Origin of the sequence: Exiguobacterium sp. J17977 (assembly GCF_018616375.1) — a bacterium.
Lineage (GTDB): Bacteria > Bacillota > Bacilli > Exiguobacteriales > Exiguobacteriaceae > Exiguobacterium > Exiguobacterium mexicanum.
The window spans coordinates 232,006-248,864 of record NZ_JAEQBB010000002.1 but is presented as its reverse complement, the minus strand read 5'-3'; the positions used below and the strand labels follow the sequence as shown (position 1 = coordinate 248,864).

Annotated in this window: 19 protein-coding genes; 8 read left to right on the top strand and 11 right to left on the bottom strand. The window is 53.2% G+C overall.

Annotation, left to right across the window (positions count from 1 at the left end):
- Positions 1–2: 2 nt before the first annotated feature.
- Positions 3–926, bottom strand: a complete 924-nt coding sequence (locus tag KNO58_RS04770) for a DUF7916 family protein (RefSeq protein ID WP_214752132.1) — start codon at positions 924–926, stop codon at positions 3–5.
- A gap of 90 nt (positions 927–1,016) precedes the next feature.
- Here KNO58_RS04770 and KNO58_RS04765 point away from each other — a divergent pair, with 90 nt between their 5' ends.
- Positions 1,017–1,571, top strand: a complete 555-nt coding sequence (locus KNO58_RS04765; protein ID WP_214752131.1) for a maltose acetyltransferase domain-containing protein — start codon at positions 1,017–1,019, stop codon at positions 1,569–1,571.
- Positions 1,572–1,604: 33 nt separating this feature from the next.
- On the opposite strand, the gene KNO58_RS04760 is transcribed toward KNO58_RS04765, so the two are convergent.
- From KNO58_RS04760 to KNO58_RS04715, 10 genes are all read right to left on the bottom strand, one after another.
- Complete coding sequence (locus tag KNO58_RS04760; protein WP_214752130.1) at positions 1,605–2,609, bottom strand: pyridoxal phosphate-dependent aminotransferase; 1,005 nt, start codon at positions 2,607–2,609, stop codon at positions 1,605–1,607.
- On the bottom strand, positions 2,606–3,364 hold the full coding sequence (locus KNO58_RS04755) for a transporter substrate-binding domain-containing protein (protein ID WP_214752129.1): 759 nt from the start codon (positions 3,362–3,364) through the stop codon (positions 2,606–2,608). The genes KNO58_RS04760 and KNO58_RS04755 overlap by 4 nt, the downstream gene beginning before the upstream one ends.
- A gap of 98 nt (positions 3,365–3,462) precedes the next feature.
- Positions 3,463–4,017, bottom strand: a complete 555-nt coding sequence (locus KNO58_RS04750) for a P-loop nucleotide/nucleoside kinase family protein (RefSeq protein WP_214752128.1) — start codon at positions 4,015–4,017, stop codon at positions 3,463–3,465.
- Positions 4,018–4,026: 9 nt separating this feature from the next.
- Positions 4,027–4,749 (bottom strand): nucleotidyltransferase domain-containing protein, encoded by a 723-nt coding sequence (locus KNO58_RS04745; RefSeq protein WP_214752127.1) that lies wholly within the window; start codon positions 4,747–4,749, stop codon positions 4,027–4,029.
- Between the two features lie 12 nt (positions 4,750–4,761).
- A complete protein-coding gene (locus KNO58_RS04740; RefSeq protein ID WP_214752126.1) occupies positions 4,762–5,502 on the bottom strand; it encodes a phosphotransferase family protein in 741 nt (246 codons plus the stop codon).
- A 61-nt stretch (positions 5,503–5,563) separates the two neighbouring features.
- Positions 5,564–6,094 carry a GNAT family N-acetyltransferase gene (locus tag KNO58_RS04735; RefSeq protein ID WP_214752125.1) on the bottom strand — a complete coding sequence of 177 codons (531 nt, stop codon included), beginning with the start codon at positions 6,092–6,094 and terminating at the stop codon, positions 5,564–5,566.
- Positions 6,088–6,438: a VOC family protein gene (locus KNO58_RS04730; RefSeq protein WP_214752124.1), complete on the bottom strand. Its 351-nt coding sequence runs from the start codon at positions 6,436–6,438 to the stop codon at positions 6,088–6,090. The genes KNO58_RS04735 and KNO58_RS04730 overlap by 7 nt, the downstream gene beginning before the upstream one ends.
- Complete coding sequence (locus KNO58_RS04725; RefSeq protein ID WP_214752123.1) at positions 6,435–6,953, bottom strand: DNA topology modulation protein; 519 nt, start codon at positions 6,951–6,953, stop codon at positions 6,435–6,437. Before KNO58_RS04725 ends, KNO58_RS04730 begins: the two co-directional genes overlap by 4 nt.
- Before the next feature lie 13 nt (positions 6,954–6,966).
- Entirely contained in the window at positions 6,967–7,413 is a 447-nt protein-coding gene (locus KNO58_RS04720) for a GNAT family N-acetyltransferase (protein ID WP_214752122.1), read from the bottom strand.
- Between the two features lie 16 nt (positions 7,414–7,429).
- A complete protein-coding gene (locus KNO58_RS04715) occupies positions 7,430–7,930 on the bottom strand; it encodes a hypothetical protein (protein ID WP_214719717.1) in 501 nt (166 codons plus the stop codon).
- Positions 7,931–8,071: 141 nt separating this feature from the next.
- Here KNO58_RS04715 and KNO58_RS04710 point away from each other — a divergent pair, with 141 nt between their 5' ends.
- The 7 genes from KNO58_RS04710 to KNO58_RS04680 all read left to right on the top strand — a co-directional run bounded on the left by KNO58_RS04710 (position 8,072) and on the right by KNO58_RS04680 (position 16,773).
- The gene (locus KNO58_RS04710) at positions 8,072–9,535 is read left to right on the top strand and encodes a phytoene desaturase family protein (protein WP_214752121.1); all 1,464 of its coding nucleotides are present in this window, start codon (positions 8,072–8,074) and stop codon (positions 9,533–9,535) included.
- Positions 9,536–9,550: 15 nt separating this feature from the next.
- Positions 9,551–9,979, top strand: coding sequence for a GNAT family N-acetyltransferase (locus tag KNO58_RS04705; protein ID WP_214752120.1), 429 nt, complete (start codon positions 9,551–9,553; stop codon positions 9,977–9,979).
- 101 nt (positions 9,980–10,080) lie between these two features.
- Entirely contained in the window at positions 10,081–10,512 is a 432-nt protein-coding gene (locus KNO58_RS04700; RefSeq protein WP_021067281.1) for a YlbF/YmcA family competence regulator, read from the top strand.
- A gap of 54 nt (positions 10,513–10,566) precedes the next feature.
- The gene (gene mutS / locus KNO58_RS04695) at positions 10,567–13,092 is read left to right on the top strand and encodes a DNA mismatch repair protein MutS (protein ID WP_214752119.1); all 2,526 of its coding nucleotides are present in this window, start codon (positions 10,567–10,569) and stop codon (positions 13,090–13,092) included.
- Positions 13,093–13,096: 4 nt separating this feature from the next.
- Positions 13,097–14,890, top strand: coding sequence for a DNA mismatch repair endonuclease MutL (gene mutL / locus KNO58_RS04690; RefSeq protein ID WP_214752118.1), 1,794 nt, complete (start codon positions 13,097–13,099; stop codon positions 14,888–14,890).
- A gap of 163 nt (positions 14,891–15,053) precedes the next feature.
- On the top strand, positions 15,054–15,722 hold the full coding sequence (locus KNO58_RS04685; RefSeq protein ID WP_214752117.1) for a 50S ribosomal protein L25/general stress protein Ctc: 669 nt from the start codon (positions 15,054–15,056) through the stop codon (positions 15,720–15,722).
- A gap of 208 nt (positions 15,723–15,930) precedes the next feature.
- Complete coding sequence (locus tag KNO58_RS04680) at positions 15,931–16,773, top strand: formate/nitrite transporter family protein (RefSeq protein WP_376778151.1); 843 nt, start codon at positions 15,931–15,933, stop codon at positions 16,771–16,773.
- Positions 16,774–16,859 lie beyond the last annotated feature (86 nt).

Below are 16,859 nucleotides of genomic sequence, written 5' to 3'. Positions count from 1 at the left end.
GATTAGCGGTTGACCGAGGCGGCCATGCGGATATACGTATGGCGCCGTCCCCGGATGGCGATTGATAACGCCTGAATGTTCTCCGGTGTGGCGATTCCGGACAAGCCGGCATCGCCGATATGGAACAGATCGGTCCCGCCGCGTTTCGAGGACAAGGCAATGTCACGAATCGTCGCCTCATCGGACCCTTCCTGCGACGTACCGATGGCGGCGACGACGAGTTTGTTCAACGCTTGAATCTCGCGCGTGACTTCATAGAATTCATCTTCGCGGACGCCTGGAACGGTGCCGGGCGCTGGAATCAAGATGATGTCGGCCCCAGCCTCAGCGAAACGGACGTACGCCTCTTGATCGAGCACGCGGCCGACACCGGCTTGATGCATCTTCCCGGCGATGATGACGCCCGCGAACTCTTGGCGCGCGTTGATGATGGCTTGCTCGATTGCCTCGTTCGTCACCCCTGTGTTCGGGTTGCCGGTCAAGCAGATGAAGTCGATGCCGAGCTCGGACGCTCGCGCGAACGCCTCCCGTGTCGCGAGCCGTCCTTGTTTCACGTCATACATGTCCTCCGATTTCTCGGAGAAGTCGACCGGTTCGAGGTTGACCCCGATCGGCAAACCGACGAGCCGTTTCAATTCCATAATCGGATTGTCAGACATCGTCTCACCCGGTACGTTGCCGAACAAGGCGTGGCTTTCGAGACCCTTTATGTACGGATGGAACACGTCGAGCATATTCAACAAGATCATATCAGCCCCGAACGCCCGAGCGAGTTCGGCGTTCGTCACTTCCGGATAGAGCGGCTGCACGGTCGGGATGACCTCGGCGAGGACGGTCCGCCCCTCGGCCTTCCGAATCGACCCGATCAAATCCGAACGGTTGAACGTCAAGAAATCACTGGCTCTGCAATCAAGAATTCGTTTCATCTGTCTCTTCCTCCTCTAGTTCGTCATGTTCCTATTCCCCGTTTCGTCAGAAATTCCTCTATACTAAAAAAAGAAAAGGGGGAGAAGCAGATGACAGAAAAAGAAAAGATGATTCGGGGCGAACTGTACGTGGCCGGGGATGAGGAGCTCGTCGCCGACCGGCGTCAGGCGCGACGCTTGACGGAGCGGTTCAATCGGTCCGGCATCGATGAACTCGACGTCCGAAAAGCAGTGTTGGCTGAGCTGTTCGGATCGACCGGGGACTCGTTTTATCTGGAGCCGACGTTCAAATGCGACTACGGCTATAACATTCATCTCGGAGAACGGTTCTTCGCTAACTTTGATTGCGTCTTCCTCGACATCTGTCCAATCACGTTCGGTGACGATTGCATGCTCGGTCCGGGTGTCCACGTCTATACGGCGACGCATCCGCTCGACCCGACTGAACGGATTTCAGGTCTTGAATACGGGAAGCCGGTCACGGTCGGGCATCGGGTATGGATTGGCGGCGGTGCCATCTTGAACCCAGGGGTGACGATCGGGGACGATGCCGTCATCGCCTCTGGCGCCGTCGTGACGAAAGATGTTCCGGCTCGGGCTATCGTCGGGGGCAATCCAGCAAAAGTGATCAAATTCATACCATGACGAAACGACCCGACATCATGTCGGGTCGTTTGTTTATACTGTTGGTTGTGACGTGTAGGTGACCAGTGCCCGACGTGCTGCTATAAGAGCAGATTCACTGCCGAGCGTGATGCGAATCCCGTTCGGTTGTTTCGATGTGTGAACCCCGTGCGCGGCGAGGTGGGCCCAGACGGCCTCAGGCTCATCGAGCGTGACGTAAATGAAGTTCGCCTCGGCGGGATGGACGTGGCCGATCGTGGCGAACAAATCGGTCCACTGTCCACGCATGTCGGCGTGCCAAGCGATGGCCTCGTCGAGATACGTCGTATCTTGTAGGAACATGTTGGCGATTTTCGCGCTGACACCGCTGATGTTGAACGGCGGGACGAACTGACGGAAATAAGCGGCGAGTTCGGTCGTCGTGACCATGAAACCGAGGCGGACGTTGGCCAGGCCAAACGCCTTCGATAACGTCCGCAACACAATCACGTTCGTGAATGAGTCAAGGTGGGCCACCATGCTCGCCGTCGGCGTGAAGTCGATATACGCCTCGTCGACGATCAAGTACGGGACGAGTCCGGCGAGTTCGGCCAATTCAGCGACGCTCCACAATTTGCCGGTCGGATTGTTCGGGTTCGATAACAGCAACAGCTTCGGTTCATGTTGCGCGATTGCCTGGACGAGTGCATCATACGATAGATTATCGGCTTGCACGTGCCGGCCATGGGCAATCGTCGTGAAAATCGGGTAGAGCGCAAAGTCCGGACTCGGTGACAAGACGACGTCCTCCGGTGCGAGCAATGCCTGAGTGACGACGTGAATCATCTCGTCACTGCCGCAACCGACGAGCAACTGATTCGGCTCGACACCGGCGTAGGCCGCATAACGGGTGAACAACTCGTCAATCGGTTGGACCGGATACTCATGTAAGTCTTGGAATGAGATCGTCGCGAGCTGGTCATACAACCGCGATGGCACCGGGAACTGACTCTCATTTTGATTCAACCGGTAGCCTTCTGGATAGGTGACTGGGTAAATCGGCAGCGAGACTTGTCTCATTCCGTCGGCTCCATCGAGAACCATTTCTTGGCGAGTTCGTCGATTTCACCTGAATCGATCATCTTGTTCAACTCCTCGTTGAACTGATCGCGAAGGTCGTCCTCCAATTTAAAGGCGGCGGCAGAACCTTTCTCGCCATCTTCTTTCAAGGCGAACGTGTACAGTCCGGCATCTTGGTCCAAGTATTTTTGGGCGACCGTGTCCTCGATGACCATCGCGTCGATCCGACCCGTGTTCAACTCTTGAACGATTTCTGGAATTTTGTTCAATGAGACGAGCTCAGCCTCCGGAGCTTGGTCTTTGGCGATGTTCTCTTGAATCGATGCGGTTTGGACGCCGATTTTCTTGCCGGCGAGCGCTTCAATCGATTCGAGTGACTCATCTTTCGTCATGACTAAGTTCGTCGCCGACAAATAGATGTCCGAGAAGGCGGCATTTTCTTTCCGCTCTTCGGTCGGCGTCATACCGGCCATGACGAAGTCGACACGTCCGGCGTTGAGTGCCCCAAGCAGGCTACCGAAGTCCATGTCCTCAATTTTGAGTTCGTAGCCGAGGCGTTCCGTGACCGTCTCGGCAATCTCGATATCGAATCCGACAATCTCGTCCCCGTTCGCCGTATCAACAAACTCATACGGGAAGTAATCGGCGCTCGTTCCCATGACGAGTGTCTTTTTCTCTTCGCCCGTCGTCTCTTGGCTACATCCTGCTAATAATGCACTTGCCACTAATCCCCCTGTAATGACCCACTTTTTCATGTATGAATTCCTCCTTAAAGATATGAGACTAAGTGTATATGTATGATTATTAATTGTAAAGCATAAAAATACAAAAAAAGATTAAAAAATGCATCAGGTCAAAAGTCGCAGGATGCATCAGGTGGTCTATCAATCGCTTGAAGATAAGCGATGACTTCGGAAAAATACGTCTCGAGCGGGCGATTCGTATCGATTGTAAGCGTATGCATATGTGCAGGTCTTTTACTGGCTGCGACGGTCCGATGAAAATCTTCTGGTGACACGCTTCTGATTTGACTGAGCTTTCGCTCGCGCTCGCGCAACCGGCGATTGATTTCGTGAACGTCGTCGACGAGACACTCGACGTAACGATACGTGGCTCCGCTATTTGCCGTCATCGCCAGGCCGCGGTCAATCATTACGTCATACAGACAGGGGCTATCTAGAATGACGTTCCGTCCTAAAGACAGATGGAACTCGACGAGCGCCCAATCGAGATCATAGGCGACTTTTCCGGCCAGCCCCGGGTCGAGCGAATGTTGTGCGGTTGATTCGAGCAGTGCCGTCTTCGTGACATCGTGATCGACGATGATCGCATCCAGTCGTCGGGCGATTTCCCGAGACAGCGTCGACTTACCTGATCCGGGGAAACCGGACATTTGTAGAAAGAACATGGAGACCCCTCACGTTTCGTTTGATTTCCCGCGGCTGAATCCGGCGAACAACCGGCCGCCCAACGGGGAGAGCGTCCCATCGACGTAACGGATGAGCGCGTCGGTTTCGTTCGTTTGATAATACGCCTCAAGGGCGTCAGTGAGTTGACGTGCGGCTGACGCATCAAATTGTTCAAGCGAACGATACGTCCATTTCGATGAACCAATCCATTTTTTGTTCGTACGCAATATGAACTCAGCCGTGAGCTCACCGATTTTTGCGGCGATGAACAGTCCTTCCGAGCGACGGGTACATCCAATCAAGTCATCGAGTGCATCGGTCAGACAGTATCGTTTCAACTCAATCGTCTCGTCCGACCAATCCTCCGGCCCGCTGTCGAGCAACGCGCTCGCTTCACGTTTGATGTCTTCGACGATGTCTGTGTCCTTCAAGACGATGCCTTCGGTGACCATTCTCGGTAACGATGGAATGGCACGCTGGCAATCCTGTTCGAAGAACGTACGATACGACGTCAAGTTATGGGCGAATAGTTCGATGGGCCATCCGGACTCGATGAACGATTCTCGGTAAGACGAGACGAGGGTGTCGTCGAAGATGATGATGTCTAAATCCGACGTCTCGGTCGCCTCACCACGGACGACGCTCCCGGCGAGCAACGCGGCCTGACAGTAGGGAAAATGTGTGGAGATAAAGTGATGCGCCGCTTCAAGCGGGTCAATTTTAGAAGGCATCATGGACTCCTTTCAAGTAGATGTGCTTAAGGCGTATAAGTAATCGGAATAATTTGGACCGACCGATTCACTCAGCCTTGCTGCCGCTAGGATGGGTAGCCATTTCAAAACCTCGTCTCGAGGTGTCCCGGTCTTTTCACAATAGTGTGACACATAACGTTCCGCCAATTCGGGATAATTCTCTAGATAGAGCAGATACGTCCGGCAGAGATCGGCTCGTGTGTCACCGAGGCTGGCATCCATCCAGTCGATAATCGTGATGCCCGTCTCGGTTTGAATCAAATTATGTAGATGAAAGTCACCATGACATAGTCTCGACATGAACTGAAATGACTCCATCCGCGTCACGAGTCGTCTTTTTTCATCCTCGTTCAATCGGGGAGCCCTTCTGATTTGACTACGCAACCGCTCAACCATCGATTCAATTTCGATGGATACAATCTGATGGATGGCGAGTTGCAATTGAATCGAACGGTCAATATATTCAGACAGACGGCCAGGTTCGCTGAGTGCGAGTTGACCGAGCGAGAAGCCGGGCACATATTCCATCACGAGCACAGCATATCCCTCTGCCTCGGATACCTCATAGACGACTGGGACAGGAAGGCCTGACGCGTAAGCCAACTGTTGCTTCTTCGCCTCATATTCTGCCGTGTCTAAGGAAATCGGCAGCTTAAATCGTTTATATATTTTTTTGTCTTCAAGATAGACATGAGCACTATTTCCTTCAGCAATCAAATGTGCATGTTGCATCGGCGACCCCCCAGTGCCAGGCAAGTCCGAAATGGGACAGTCATCACGTGGATTGTCCATGTCAGGTCTCGGCCAATAATTTGTAGTAGATGACAGTCGCATCGAGTCCGTTGGCTGACATGGCATACTGCGGAATGACGCCAACTTGTTCATACCCGAGCGAGCGGTACAAGATGTTCGAAGAATCACCAGCTCGAGTATCGAGGACGATGAGTCGTTTATCGTACTGACGAGCCATCGTCTCAGCTTGACACATGAGCGCTCGAGCAATCCCAAGCCGTCGGAAATCAGGGTGCGTCATCAATTTTGCGATTTCGACGCGATGGATGCCGTTCGCTTTTGTACAGAATTGGATTTGTACGGTCCCGACGATGGTGTCCGCGCGTGAGGCGATCAACAAATGGACGTCGGGTGACAAGACGCTGTTCCAATAAGCGTTCGCCTCCTCGTCGGAAAAGCCCGGTAAGAAACCGACGGAAGCCCCGGCCTCGACAACTCGTCTTAACAAGTCGCTCAATTGAGTGATTGCGCGATCCATGTGCTGGACGCGCTCAATCTCAATGTTTGCCCCTTCTGCTGGGCCCGTCAGCATTGGCACATCATCAGGACGTTTCCATCCGGGTCTTTGAAATTAAACCAATGGTCGTGTTCAATCGGGGTTACAATGTCAATTTGTCGTTGCTCCATGTGCGCATACGCCTGATGAATATCCGTTGTGTTCAAATGAAACAGCGGAGTTTTCAGGACGTTCCTTTCAGAAAATATCTTACTATCCAGCACGAGATTCGGTCCGTCGAGCGGAACGACATAGAGATGACCGAACAAAATCTCCCCATCTGCTGGTAAATCGAATAGCTGACAGTACCAGTCCCGGGACGTCGCAACGTCTCGGACGGGAATAAAGACGGTCCCGATTTCTGTGAGAATTGGATTCATGTATTTGCCTCCAGTTGATTCGCTACGAAACGACGGACTTCGACCCGTGAACGTAGGATAATGATGTCTTTTTCGGATTCAAGTTTGTGTAAACGCTGTAAAATCGCTGGTCGCTGCGACTTCGGATAGTCCCATACCCACTTCAAGAATTTCGGGTCGAACCGTTCCTCACAACCGGGGCCCATGTCCGGCCGTGTCTTGCCGTGATAGGACAGCATGCGTTTCAAGACGCGATACGTGCAGACGGTGCGCGGCAAATCAAGAAATACGACCGTATCGGCAGCATCTACTCGCAAATCGAGTGTGCCGCCGTAATTGCCGTCGATGATCCACGAATCACGTTCAATCAACTCGGACTGAATGACGATTTGTTCTTGTCTCGTGGCAGGTGTCCAATTCGGTTTCCATAACAAGGCATCCAAATGGTGGACGTCGATGCCGAGTCGAGTTCCTAACTCGCGGGCGAGCGTCGATTTGCCTGAACCACCCGAACCGATGAGAAGTATTTTTTGCATCGAATACCGCCTTTTATAGAGTAATCTTCATAAATTTGCTGACGTCAGTGAAGCCGATTTGTTCATATAGGTGCATCGCCGTTTGATTGTGGGCATATACGTTCAAGCGTACGTCGGTATAGCCCATTCGTTTGAACGTATCGAGCGCTTCTCGCATTAACTGTTTCGAATAACCGCGGCCCCGATATGTCGGTTTCACATACAGGTCGTTGATCCAGCCGACCTCCGCGCCAGTCAAATAGTCGAACGCTTTGTCGATTTGCGTCCAGCCGATGAGTGTATCGCCATCAACCAGACAGAGAAAATAAGCGCCGAACTTTGCGGAATGCTCGTACGCTTCGATCATCTTTTCCTGATTATCGGGCGACACGTGATTGGTCGCTTCTTCGCGATTGATGCCCGCGAGTGCATAAATTTCGGCTTGTTGTGATTCGGTGGCTCGTTGAAACGTGAGATTCATATCCATTCCGCCTTTATTAGGAGTCTTTCGATTCAAGGATGCGCCATTTCTCAATGACACCGTCCTCTTCGTACAGGATGCGGACTTCCATCTGGTTTAGGACGAGCCGCTGCTCGCTAGCGAACAGCACAATCGGATAACCGATTGACAGCGGTTCGTCCGCTTCGAAGACTGGGCTATGCGCCTGCATGGCATAATAGCCGTCCGAGCGCGTGTTGGCCGCCCCGGCATCGACTTGAAGCACCGTCTCGAACCCTTGCAGTCGGAGCACATAACTATATGTCGTGCGGGCCCCGCGTTCGAGCTGCCACTCCTCAATGATTGCCTCCCGGCCATCGTTCACTTCCTCGAGTAACACTTTTTGGGCTGTGTACTCGCGTTCATACGGAATCATCTCTTGAATATTGACAGCCGTCATGGTGGCGACTTTTTGTGATTCTTCGGATGGGGGTGTGATTAAAATACCGATAAAAATCAAGATCGGAATGAGCAGATAAATGATGACCCGACTTCGCATATGGTTTCACCTGTCCTTTATCGATTTTTTTCGCCATCTTCCGGCAGAACCCTGCCTGGCGGATGAAATATGTTCATATGACAGGTTGAAATGTCTCGGATTTCGGGAAGGCATGTATGATGAAGGCAGGAGGGGATTACTATGCGAATCGGGATTATCGGTGGGGGAATTGCCGGATTGACGGCGGGCGCGCTCGCGAGCCGAATCGGCCATGACGTGACCGTATACGAGTCGTCACGAGAATGGGGCGGTTGCGCCGGGAAATTCGAACGTGGGGACTATCGATTCCCGGCCGGGGCGACGCTCGGGATGGGATTTGAACCGGGGGGCCTGCATGAGCGGGTCTTATCTTATTTAGGTGAATCGATTGACGTTCGTCCATTACCTGAGGTGATGCAGATTCATCTCGATGGAAAGACGGTCCGCTATCATCAAGACCGGAATCAATTTTTAGCAGAACTCGAGACGATGTTTCCGGAGCTCGCTCCGCAGATTCGTGCCTTCTTGAATGAGGTGTGGGCCGATTTCGAGACGATTCGTCCTTTGTTTGAGACGCTACCGGCGTTGCCGTTTCGCACAATTCGTGACGCAACGCTAGCGATCCGTGCGTTTCGACCGGAACAACTTCGGGCGTTCCGGAAGTTGTATCGACCGCTCGGTACAACGTTAAAACGGCATCGATTAAACGGAACTACGTTCGAGCGGGTCATCGACGGGATTTTGCTCGATAGCCTGCAGACCGGTGCCCGCGAGGCGAGTCACTTGCTCGCGGCCGTCGCCTTATCGATTTACCATGAAGGGGCGTTTTACGTCGATGGGGGGTTGTATACGCTCGGCCACGCCTTGGAACGCTCGATTCGCCAAGACGGCGGGACGACGCTCCTCGGACGACAAATTGTTAAAATCGAGCGGATTGCTGACGGTTGGTTGTTGACCGATCGCCGGGGCCGGCTCGATCTCGTCGATGTCGTCGTGTCGGCCATCCCGCTCGAGGCGACCGCTCAGTTGGTCACGGGACAAGCGGCGCGGCAGTTTCAAAGACAGTACGGGCGTCAACTAGAACGGTCGCAATGGGGAACGTTCAGTCTGTACGTCACGTTACCTGAAGCGGCGTGCACGGGCCGTCCGCTCTTCCAACAAGTGTATAGTGACGATTTGCCGTCAGGTCACGCCTTCATTTCGATGTCGGCTGCGGATGATACGCGCCGCACCGAACGGCCGGAACGAACGTTGACCGTCTCGACTCATATCGATTTATCGGAGTGGCAGGCTTGGAAGGACAAGGCAACCTATGAGAAACTAGAGGCAGAATGGACCGAGCGCCTCGTCAAAGCAGTGCGACGGGCGTTCCCGAGTTGGACCGACACATCGTCAGTATTGCTTCCGGGCGGACCGGGGGCGTGGGTGAAATATACGAAACGTCCGCACGGTGCGGTCGGTGGATATGCCCAAACACCGCAACAAGCATTATTCCATGCGGCGAGCTACCGGGCGAACCTCCCGAATTTTTACGTTTGCGGCGACACGGTGTTTCCAGGTGCCGGGACGATCGGGGCGATGACGAGCGGGCTCCACGTCGCCCGAGCGCTCGGTTCGACGTTATAAGGGGGACAAGTTGAGATGCAGAAAAAACGGTTTGACGAATTGACGACGAGAGAGCTCTATGCGTTATTGGCGCTCCGCACTGAAATCTTCGTCGTGGAACAAGATTGCCCGTACCAAGAAGTCGATGGGAAAGATGTGACGGCCGTCCATTACTGGATTGAGGCAGACGGTCGCCCGATCGCGGCGTTACGTGTCCTCGAGGATGAATCGCCAATCGCCATCGGTCGTGTCGTCACAAAATCGACGCATCGGGGACAAGGCCATTCGCGGCGCTTGATGCAAGAAGCCGTGGCCGACTTTGGGGATCACGATTTGTATTTGCAAGCGCAAACGTACGTGGAGCCGTTCTATGCAAGCTTTGGCTTCACACGAACGAGCGAGGAGTACTTAGAGGATGGGATTCCCCACGTCGATATGGTTCGGACGGCGACCGTCTCGAAGTGAATCGATGCGGTACCGTTTGCCATAAGTTCGTGGTAGAATGATGAGGAATACTTGCGTGCGTCAAGACGTGCGTTCAATCATAGAGAGCAAAGGGGTTTACGATGGTGACTGATCAAACTGTGATTCAAAAAGCGAGAGAATTAGCCGACTTATTGGCGAGCACGCCGGAAGTGGCCCGCTTCAAAGAAGCGGAAACGAAAGTGAACGAAAGTGAGCGCGTTCAAACGTTAATCAAACGGATCAAATACTTACAAAAAGAAGCCGTCAACTGCAAGCACTACGGGAAGACGGAAGCACTCGCCAAAGTCGAGCTAAAAATCGACAAGGCGATGGACGAACTCGATTCGATTCCGGTCGTCCAGGCGTTCCAAGAGACGCAAGTCGAAGTGAACGATTTGCTTCAATACGTGACGGTCACACTCGCCAACTCGGTGACAGATCGCATTATCGAGTCGACGGACGGTGACGTTCTCGCCGGCAAAACAGGAAGCGGCATGGCAGCGGAGAAATCACGCGGCGGCTGCGGATACTAACAAACAGACAGCTGGCCTTTGGTCAGCTGTTCTAATTTCTAGAGGTGAACACGAATGGAAACGATACATCAAACCCCGATGATGAAACAATACTTTTCAATCAAGGCCGATTATCCAGACGCCTTTCTCTTCTACCGGCTCGGTGACTTTTACGAGCTGTTTTTTGAAGATGCTCAAATCGTCGCCAAAGAGCTCGAATTGACATTGACTGCGAAAAACGGAAAGAACGCCGAGCACCCGATTCCGATGTGCGGGGTCCCGCATCATTCCGCTGCGATTTATATCGAGCAACTCATTGAAAAAGGGTTCAACGTGGCGATTTGTGAGCAGATGGAAGATCCAAAAGCGACGAAAGGACTCGTCAAACGGGAAGTCATTCAAGTCATCACGCCGGGTACATATATGGCCGCGCTCGGTGAGAAAGAGAACCGGTATTTACTATCGGTCGTGAACGTCGCAGGCCGTTTTGGGATTGCCCGCGGCGACGTGACGACAGGTGAATCATGGTTGACGACCTTACCGTCGCGCGAGGCCGTCCTACGCGAAGTCGAAGGATTGGTCCCGAGCGAGATCATCGTTGATGACGCCGAGTTGGCAGACCATCTCTCATCACTCGGCATCCCGCTGTCGGTACAGACGGAGCGATTGGCGAGCTCGTTGTCGAGCGGCGCCCGCGACGAGGCGCAAGTAAGTGCGTTCGAACTCCTTTTCGCCTACTTGACGCGGACGCAAAAACGCGCCCTCGATCACCTGCAGCCGGCTGTCGCCTACGAGGTTGAGGCCCATATGCAACTCGATGCGAATACGGCCCGGAACTTGGAGCTGTTCCGTTCGGCCCGTTCCGGAGAACGGAAAGGATCGCTACTCGCCCTGCTCGATGAGACGACGACGGCGATGGGAGGACGACTGTTAAAGCGTTGGCTCGAACAGCCGCTCTATACGGAACAGGCGATTCGCGACCGGCAGGATGCCGTCGAAAATTTAGTCGATGATTTCATGCTCCGCGATCAATTGCGGGAGCAATTGCGTCACGTCTACGATATCGAACGGCTCGTCGCGAAAGTCGGTTACGGGACGGCCAACGCCCGTGACCTCGTCCAGTTGCGTAACACGCTTGAACGCATCCCGGCGGTACGGGAGTTGCTGGCGAATGTCACGGCAGCGCGACTGCATCACATCGATGCGACGCTCGACACGTTCGACGCACTATCGGAACGGCTTCAAGCGGCACTCGTCGAGACACCGCCGATTTCGATTAAAGAAGGCGGCATGATCCGTTCAGGCTATTCGGCCGAACTCGATGAACTGCTCGAGGCAAAAGCGAACGGAAAGACGTGGATTGCCAATCTCGAGCAACAAGAGCGGCTCGCGACCGGCATCAAGTCGCTGAAGATCGGCTATAACCGTGTCTTCGGCTATTACTTGGAAGTGACGAAAGCGAACGCGCGCTTACTCGAAGAGGGGCGGTATGAACGGAAACAGACGCTTACGAACGCCGAACGCTATGTCACGCCTGAGTTAAAAGAAAAAGAAGCACTTATCCTCGGTGCCGAGGAGAAGAGCTGTACGCTTGAATATGACTTGTTCGTCACGTTACGCGAAGAGGTTAAACGCGAGACGAAACCGCTCCAACAGTTGGCCCGCTCATTAAGTGAACTCGACGTCCTGCTCGCGCTCGCCATTGTCGCCGAAAAACGGGACTATGTCCGGCCGACGACGTCAAACAATGTCCAAATCGATCGTGGGCGCCATCCGGTCATCGAAACGGTATTGCCTCGTGGTGAATACGTGGCCAACGACTTGACGCTCGATGACACGCGGCGCATGCTGTTGATCACCGGACCGAACATGTCCGGTAAATCGACGTATATGCGTCAGTTCGCACTGATTGCCATCCTGCATCAAATCGGTTCATTCGTGCCGGCCGAAGCGGCCGAACTTCCTTTGTTCGATCGCATCTTTACCCGCATCGGGGCAGCCGATGATTTGGTGAGCGGTCAGTCGACGTTCATGGTCGAGATGACGGAGACACGACAGGCGGTGACGGAAGCGACAGCAGATAGTCTCATCCTCCTCGATGAGATTGGACGAGGAACCTCGACGTATGACGGCATGGCGCTCGCGCAGGCCATCGTCGAATATATCGCGGCCACCATCGGCGCGAAGACGTTGTTCTCGACCCATTATCATGAGTTGACCGTGCTCGAGGACACGATTCTTGCCCTTGAGAACGTGCACGTCCGTGCCATCGAACGGGACGGGCGCGTCGTCTTCCTGCATGAAGTTCACCCGGGACGGGCCGACAAATCGTATGGGATTCATGTCGCCGAACTCGCTGACCTGCCCCCTGATTTGATTGAACGGGCACGAACGATTTTATCCGAGCTCGAGACGGAATCAAAACCGGTACGGACAGCTGTGGAGCAACCGGTGACGGCTGAACCTGTGGCCCAACTGTCACTATTTGAGGCGGAAGACGACATCAAACGACAACTGCTCGACCTCGATTTGCTGGCGATGAACCCGATTGAGGCGATGCAGGCGCTCTATGCGCTCCAACAATCTGCGAAGAAGGGGTGAGTCGATGGGAATCATTCAAGAGTTACCGGAGCAACTGGCCAACCGAATCGCGGCCGGCGAGGTAGTCGAACGCCCGGCCTCGGTCGTGAAAGAACTCGTCGAAAATGCGATTGATGCCGGTGCCACGAAAATCGAAGTCGACTTGGAGGAGGCGGGGATACGTCTCATTAAAGTTCGGGATAACGGGCACGGGTTTTATGAAGAGGATGCTCCGCGCGCCTTTTTGCGTCATGCGACGAGCAAAATCCGGGACGAGCACGACTTGTTCCGGATTCGCACGCTCGGCTTCCGTGGAGAGGCCTTAGCGTCCATCGCCTCGGTGAGTCATGTGACGTTGAAGTCACGCCGAACTGAAGAGGACGGATTTGAGATGACGCTCCAAGGCGGCGTCGTCATGGCGCAAACACCGGCCGCGGCGAACGTCGGGACCGAGATTGCGGTCAGTCAGTTGTTTTACAATACACCGGCCCGGCTCAAATATTTGAAGACGTCGGCGACCGAGCTCGCGAGCATCACCGATACGTTGAACCGAATCGCCTTATCCCATCCGGAAGTCCGCCTCACGGCGTTCCATGAAGACAAGGAACTCCTGCGGACGAGTGGCAACGGCGACATCAAGCAAGTCATGCTCGCCATTTACGGACGTCAAGTCGCGGCGCAAATCGTCACCGCGTCAAGCAAGACGAACGACTATAGCTTGAGCGCCCATCTCGTCCGTCCGGAAGTGACCCGGTCGAACAAGCAGTATGTGACGCTCATCTTGAACGGACGGAGCATCAAAAACTTTGCGTTAACCCAAAGTGTGCTCGAAGGCTACCACACGCTACTCCCGATTGGTCGTTATCCGATCGCCGTCCTCGAAGTGAACATGGACCCGATGTTGATTGATGTCAACGTCCATCCGACAAAACGGGAAGTCCGACTCTCGAAAGAGAAAGAACTATGCCAGTTGATTCGTGAGACGGTCCAACTGACGCTTCGGGAACAACGCTTGATTCCGTCGGTCAAACCGAAGGAGCGGCCGGTCAATCGGACCGAACAAGAGCGGCTAGATTTCACGGTCGAACGGACACCTGTCACGGATGAACCGCCGACGTGGAATTATCCGATTCCTCGTGAGCCCGTCACGTCACCAAGCCGATGGTCGCCGACGCCGCTCGTCAACGAAGCGCCTGAACCGATTGTCGAATCGGAAGCGATCGAGACGAAAGGGGAGCGCTTGCCGCCGCTCGACGTCATCGGTCAACTGCATGCGAGCTATATCGTCTGTGGTGCCGAGGATGGCATGTACGTCATCGACCAACATGCGGCCCAGGAACGGATTAAATACGAATTGTTCTACGAGCAGCTCGGGAATCCGGACAAAGAGTATCAGTTGTTGCTGCTCCCGCTCACGCTCGAGTTCACGCAAGAAGAGACGCTCGCGATTGAAGAAGTCGCACCGCTCTTGAAAGAAGCGGGTCTCGAATTGGAGCCGTTCGGTGGCAATACGTTTCTCGTCCGGGAGATCCCGACGTGGTATCCGCAGCATGATTTGGAAGGGACGGTCCGCGATTTGATTGAGATGGCGATTCGGGATCGCTCCGTCAATCTCGCCAAATATCGGGAAGACGCCTCGATTTTGATGGCATGCAAACGCTCGATTAAAGCGAACCATCCATTGAACCATGAGATGATGCGGCAATTGTTGCATGACCTCAATCAGACGACGTCTCCGTACACGTGTCCGCACGGACGACCAATCTTGGTGAAATGGAGCACGTACGAACTTGAGAAGTTGTTCAAACGGGTTATGTGACAAGCTTGTAATCTTTTTTTAACCGGCTGTAACGTTTATGTCCGGGTGCCTATGGGAACAATATACACATGTCACTCAACGCATCGAGGTTGAGAGGTGGCTCTTTCACTGCCTCACCCTCAAGATGTAGACATGATCGATAAACCAGTAGGGGGAAAAGATTATGGCAGACAAGCTTAATGTAACGAAACGAGAATTACGACCACGTTCGGTCCGTGCAAACTTGCGCAAAGAAGGAAAAGTATTAGGTGTCGTTTACGGCTATAAAGTCGAAAGCACGCCGGTCGCATTCGAGGAGATGGCACTTCGCAAAATTCTCCGCGATCACGGTGACAACGCGTTAATCGAATTGAACATCGACGGCAAGAAAGTGAACACGCTCGTTCACGGTACAGAAGTTGACCCGTTCACGAACGAATACAAGCACGTTGAGTTCATGGCCGTGAAGATGGACGAAGCGACGGAAGTCGAAGCGGATGTCACACTCGTCGGTGACGCGAAAGGTGTCAAAGAAGGTGGCTTCTTGGCGCAAACGCTTTATAAAGTAACGGTATCGGCGACACCGGCCAACATTCCAGAACGTATCGAACTCGATGTATCGGAACTCGGTATCGGTGACTCGGTCACGGTAGCTGACATTCCAGAGAACAAAGACTATGACATCGTCTCAGATGGCGAACTTCAAATCGCATCGGTCAATGAGCCGGTCTCTCTTGAAGAGCTCGAGGCGGACACAGACACAACGACAGAAAGTGAAGCTGAAGCAACTGAAGAAGAGTCGGCTGAAGCATCTTCGGAAGAGTCTGAAGATAAGTCTGAAGACAAAGAATAAGCTTGATCGAACGACCCTTTGCGAAGGGTCGTTTTTTTCGTCACAAATCCGACATATGTAAACGATTACGATGTGAAAAATGTGTCAACATGGTCCAAGGTCGATTGCAATTTATTGGATTCGGGCTTATATTGTTAATGATTTCACATGTTCGTTCTTATTATAAGGGTTCATTCAAACAGAAAGAAGGGTTTGTGACATGGCATCAATGGAAATCCATGCACTCGAATCATTACGAAAAAAAGCTCAGGCGTCTTCGCACATGATTCATTATCGGCCAATGGAATACTTTTTACGGGCAATGCTCGCGGGGATCTTTATCGGATTCGCTTCAATCTTCACACTTAAAGTCGTCAACGGGATGTACTTGATCGATTCACCGTTCACGACACTCATCGGCGGATTCTCATTCGGGATTGCGCTCGTCATGATTATCTACGGCGGAGCCGAATTGTTCACGGGGAACACAATGTATTTCACGACGTCGACGTTACGCGGCTATACGACGCTTAGTGACACGATGCTCGTCTGGTTGCTATGTTTCGTTGGGAACGCGCTCGGTGGCGTCTTGTTCGCCTTATTGCTCGCCCCGACCGGCGTCATTCAAGAGCTCGGGATGGACAATTGGTTGTTCGCGGTCGTCGAGAGCAAGATGCATCATACGACGGTCGAGATTTTCTTCCGTGCCATCTTCTGTAACTGGATGGTCTGTCTCGCAATCTTCTTACCGAAACAGATGAAAAATGAGTTCGCTCAAATCTTCTCGATGATTTTCCTCGTCGCCGTCTTCTTCGCGTCAGGATTTGATCACGTCATCGCCAACTTCGTCTTGTTCGCGCTCACGCTCGTCGTTCCACACCCTGAGGCGATTAGCTTTGCCGGCGCCATCCACAACTTGATTCCGGCCACGTTCGGTAACATCATCGGCGGTGCCTTGTTCATGGGTGCGATCTATACGTGGTTGAACGCAAAAGGCTTGCGTGAAGCCCAAGAATCAGAGGAAACAGAAGAAGTTGAATTAAAAATCGTGAAACCGGCTAAAGAATTATAAGTTTGTTCACTTGAAGAAACGGTCGAGTCCAGATGCGGGCTCGGCTGTTTTGCGTTTATATCACAACGAACGCTCACATTTTAGAC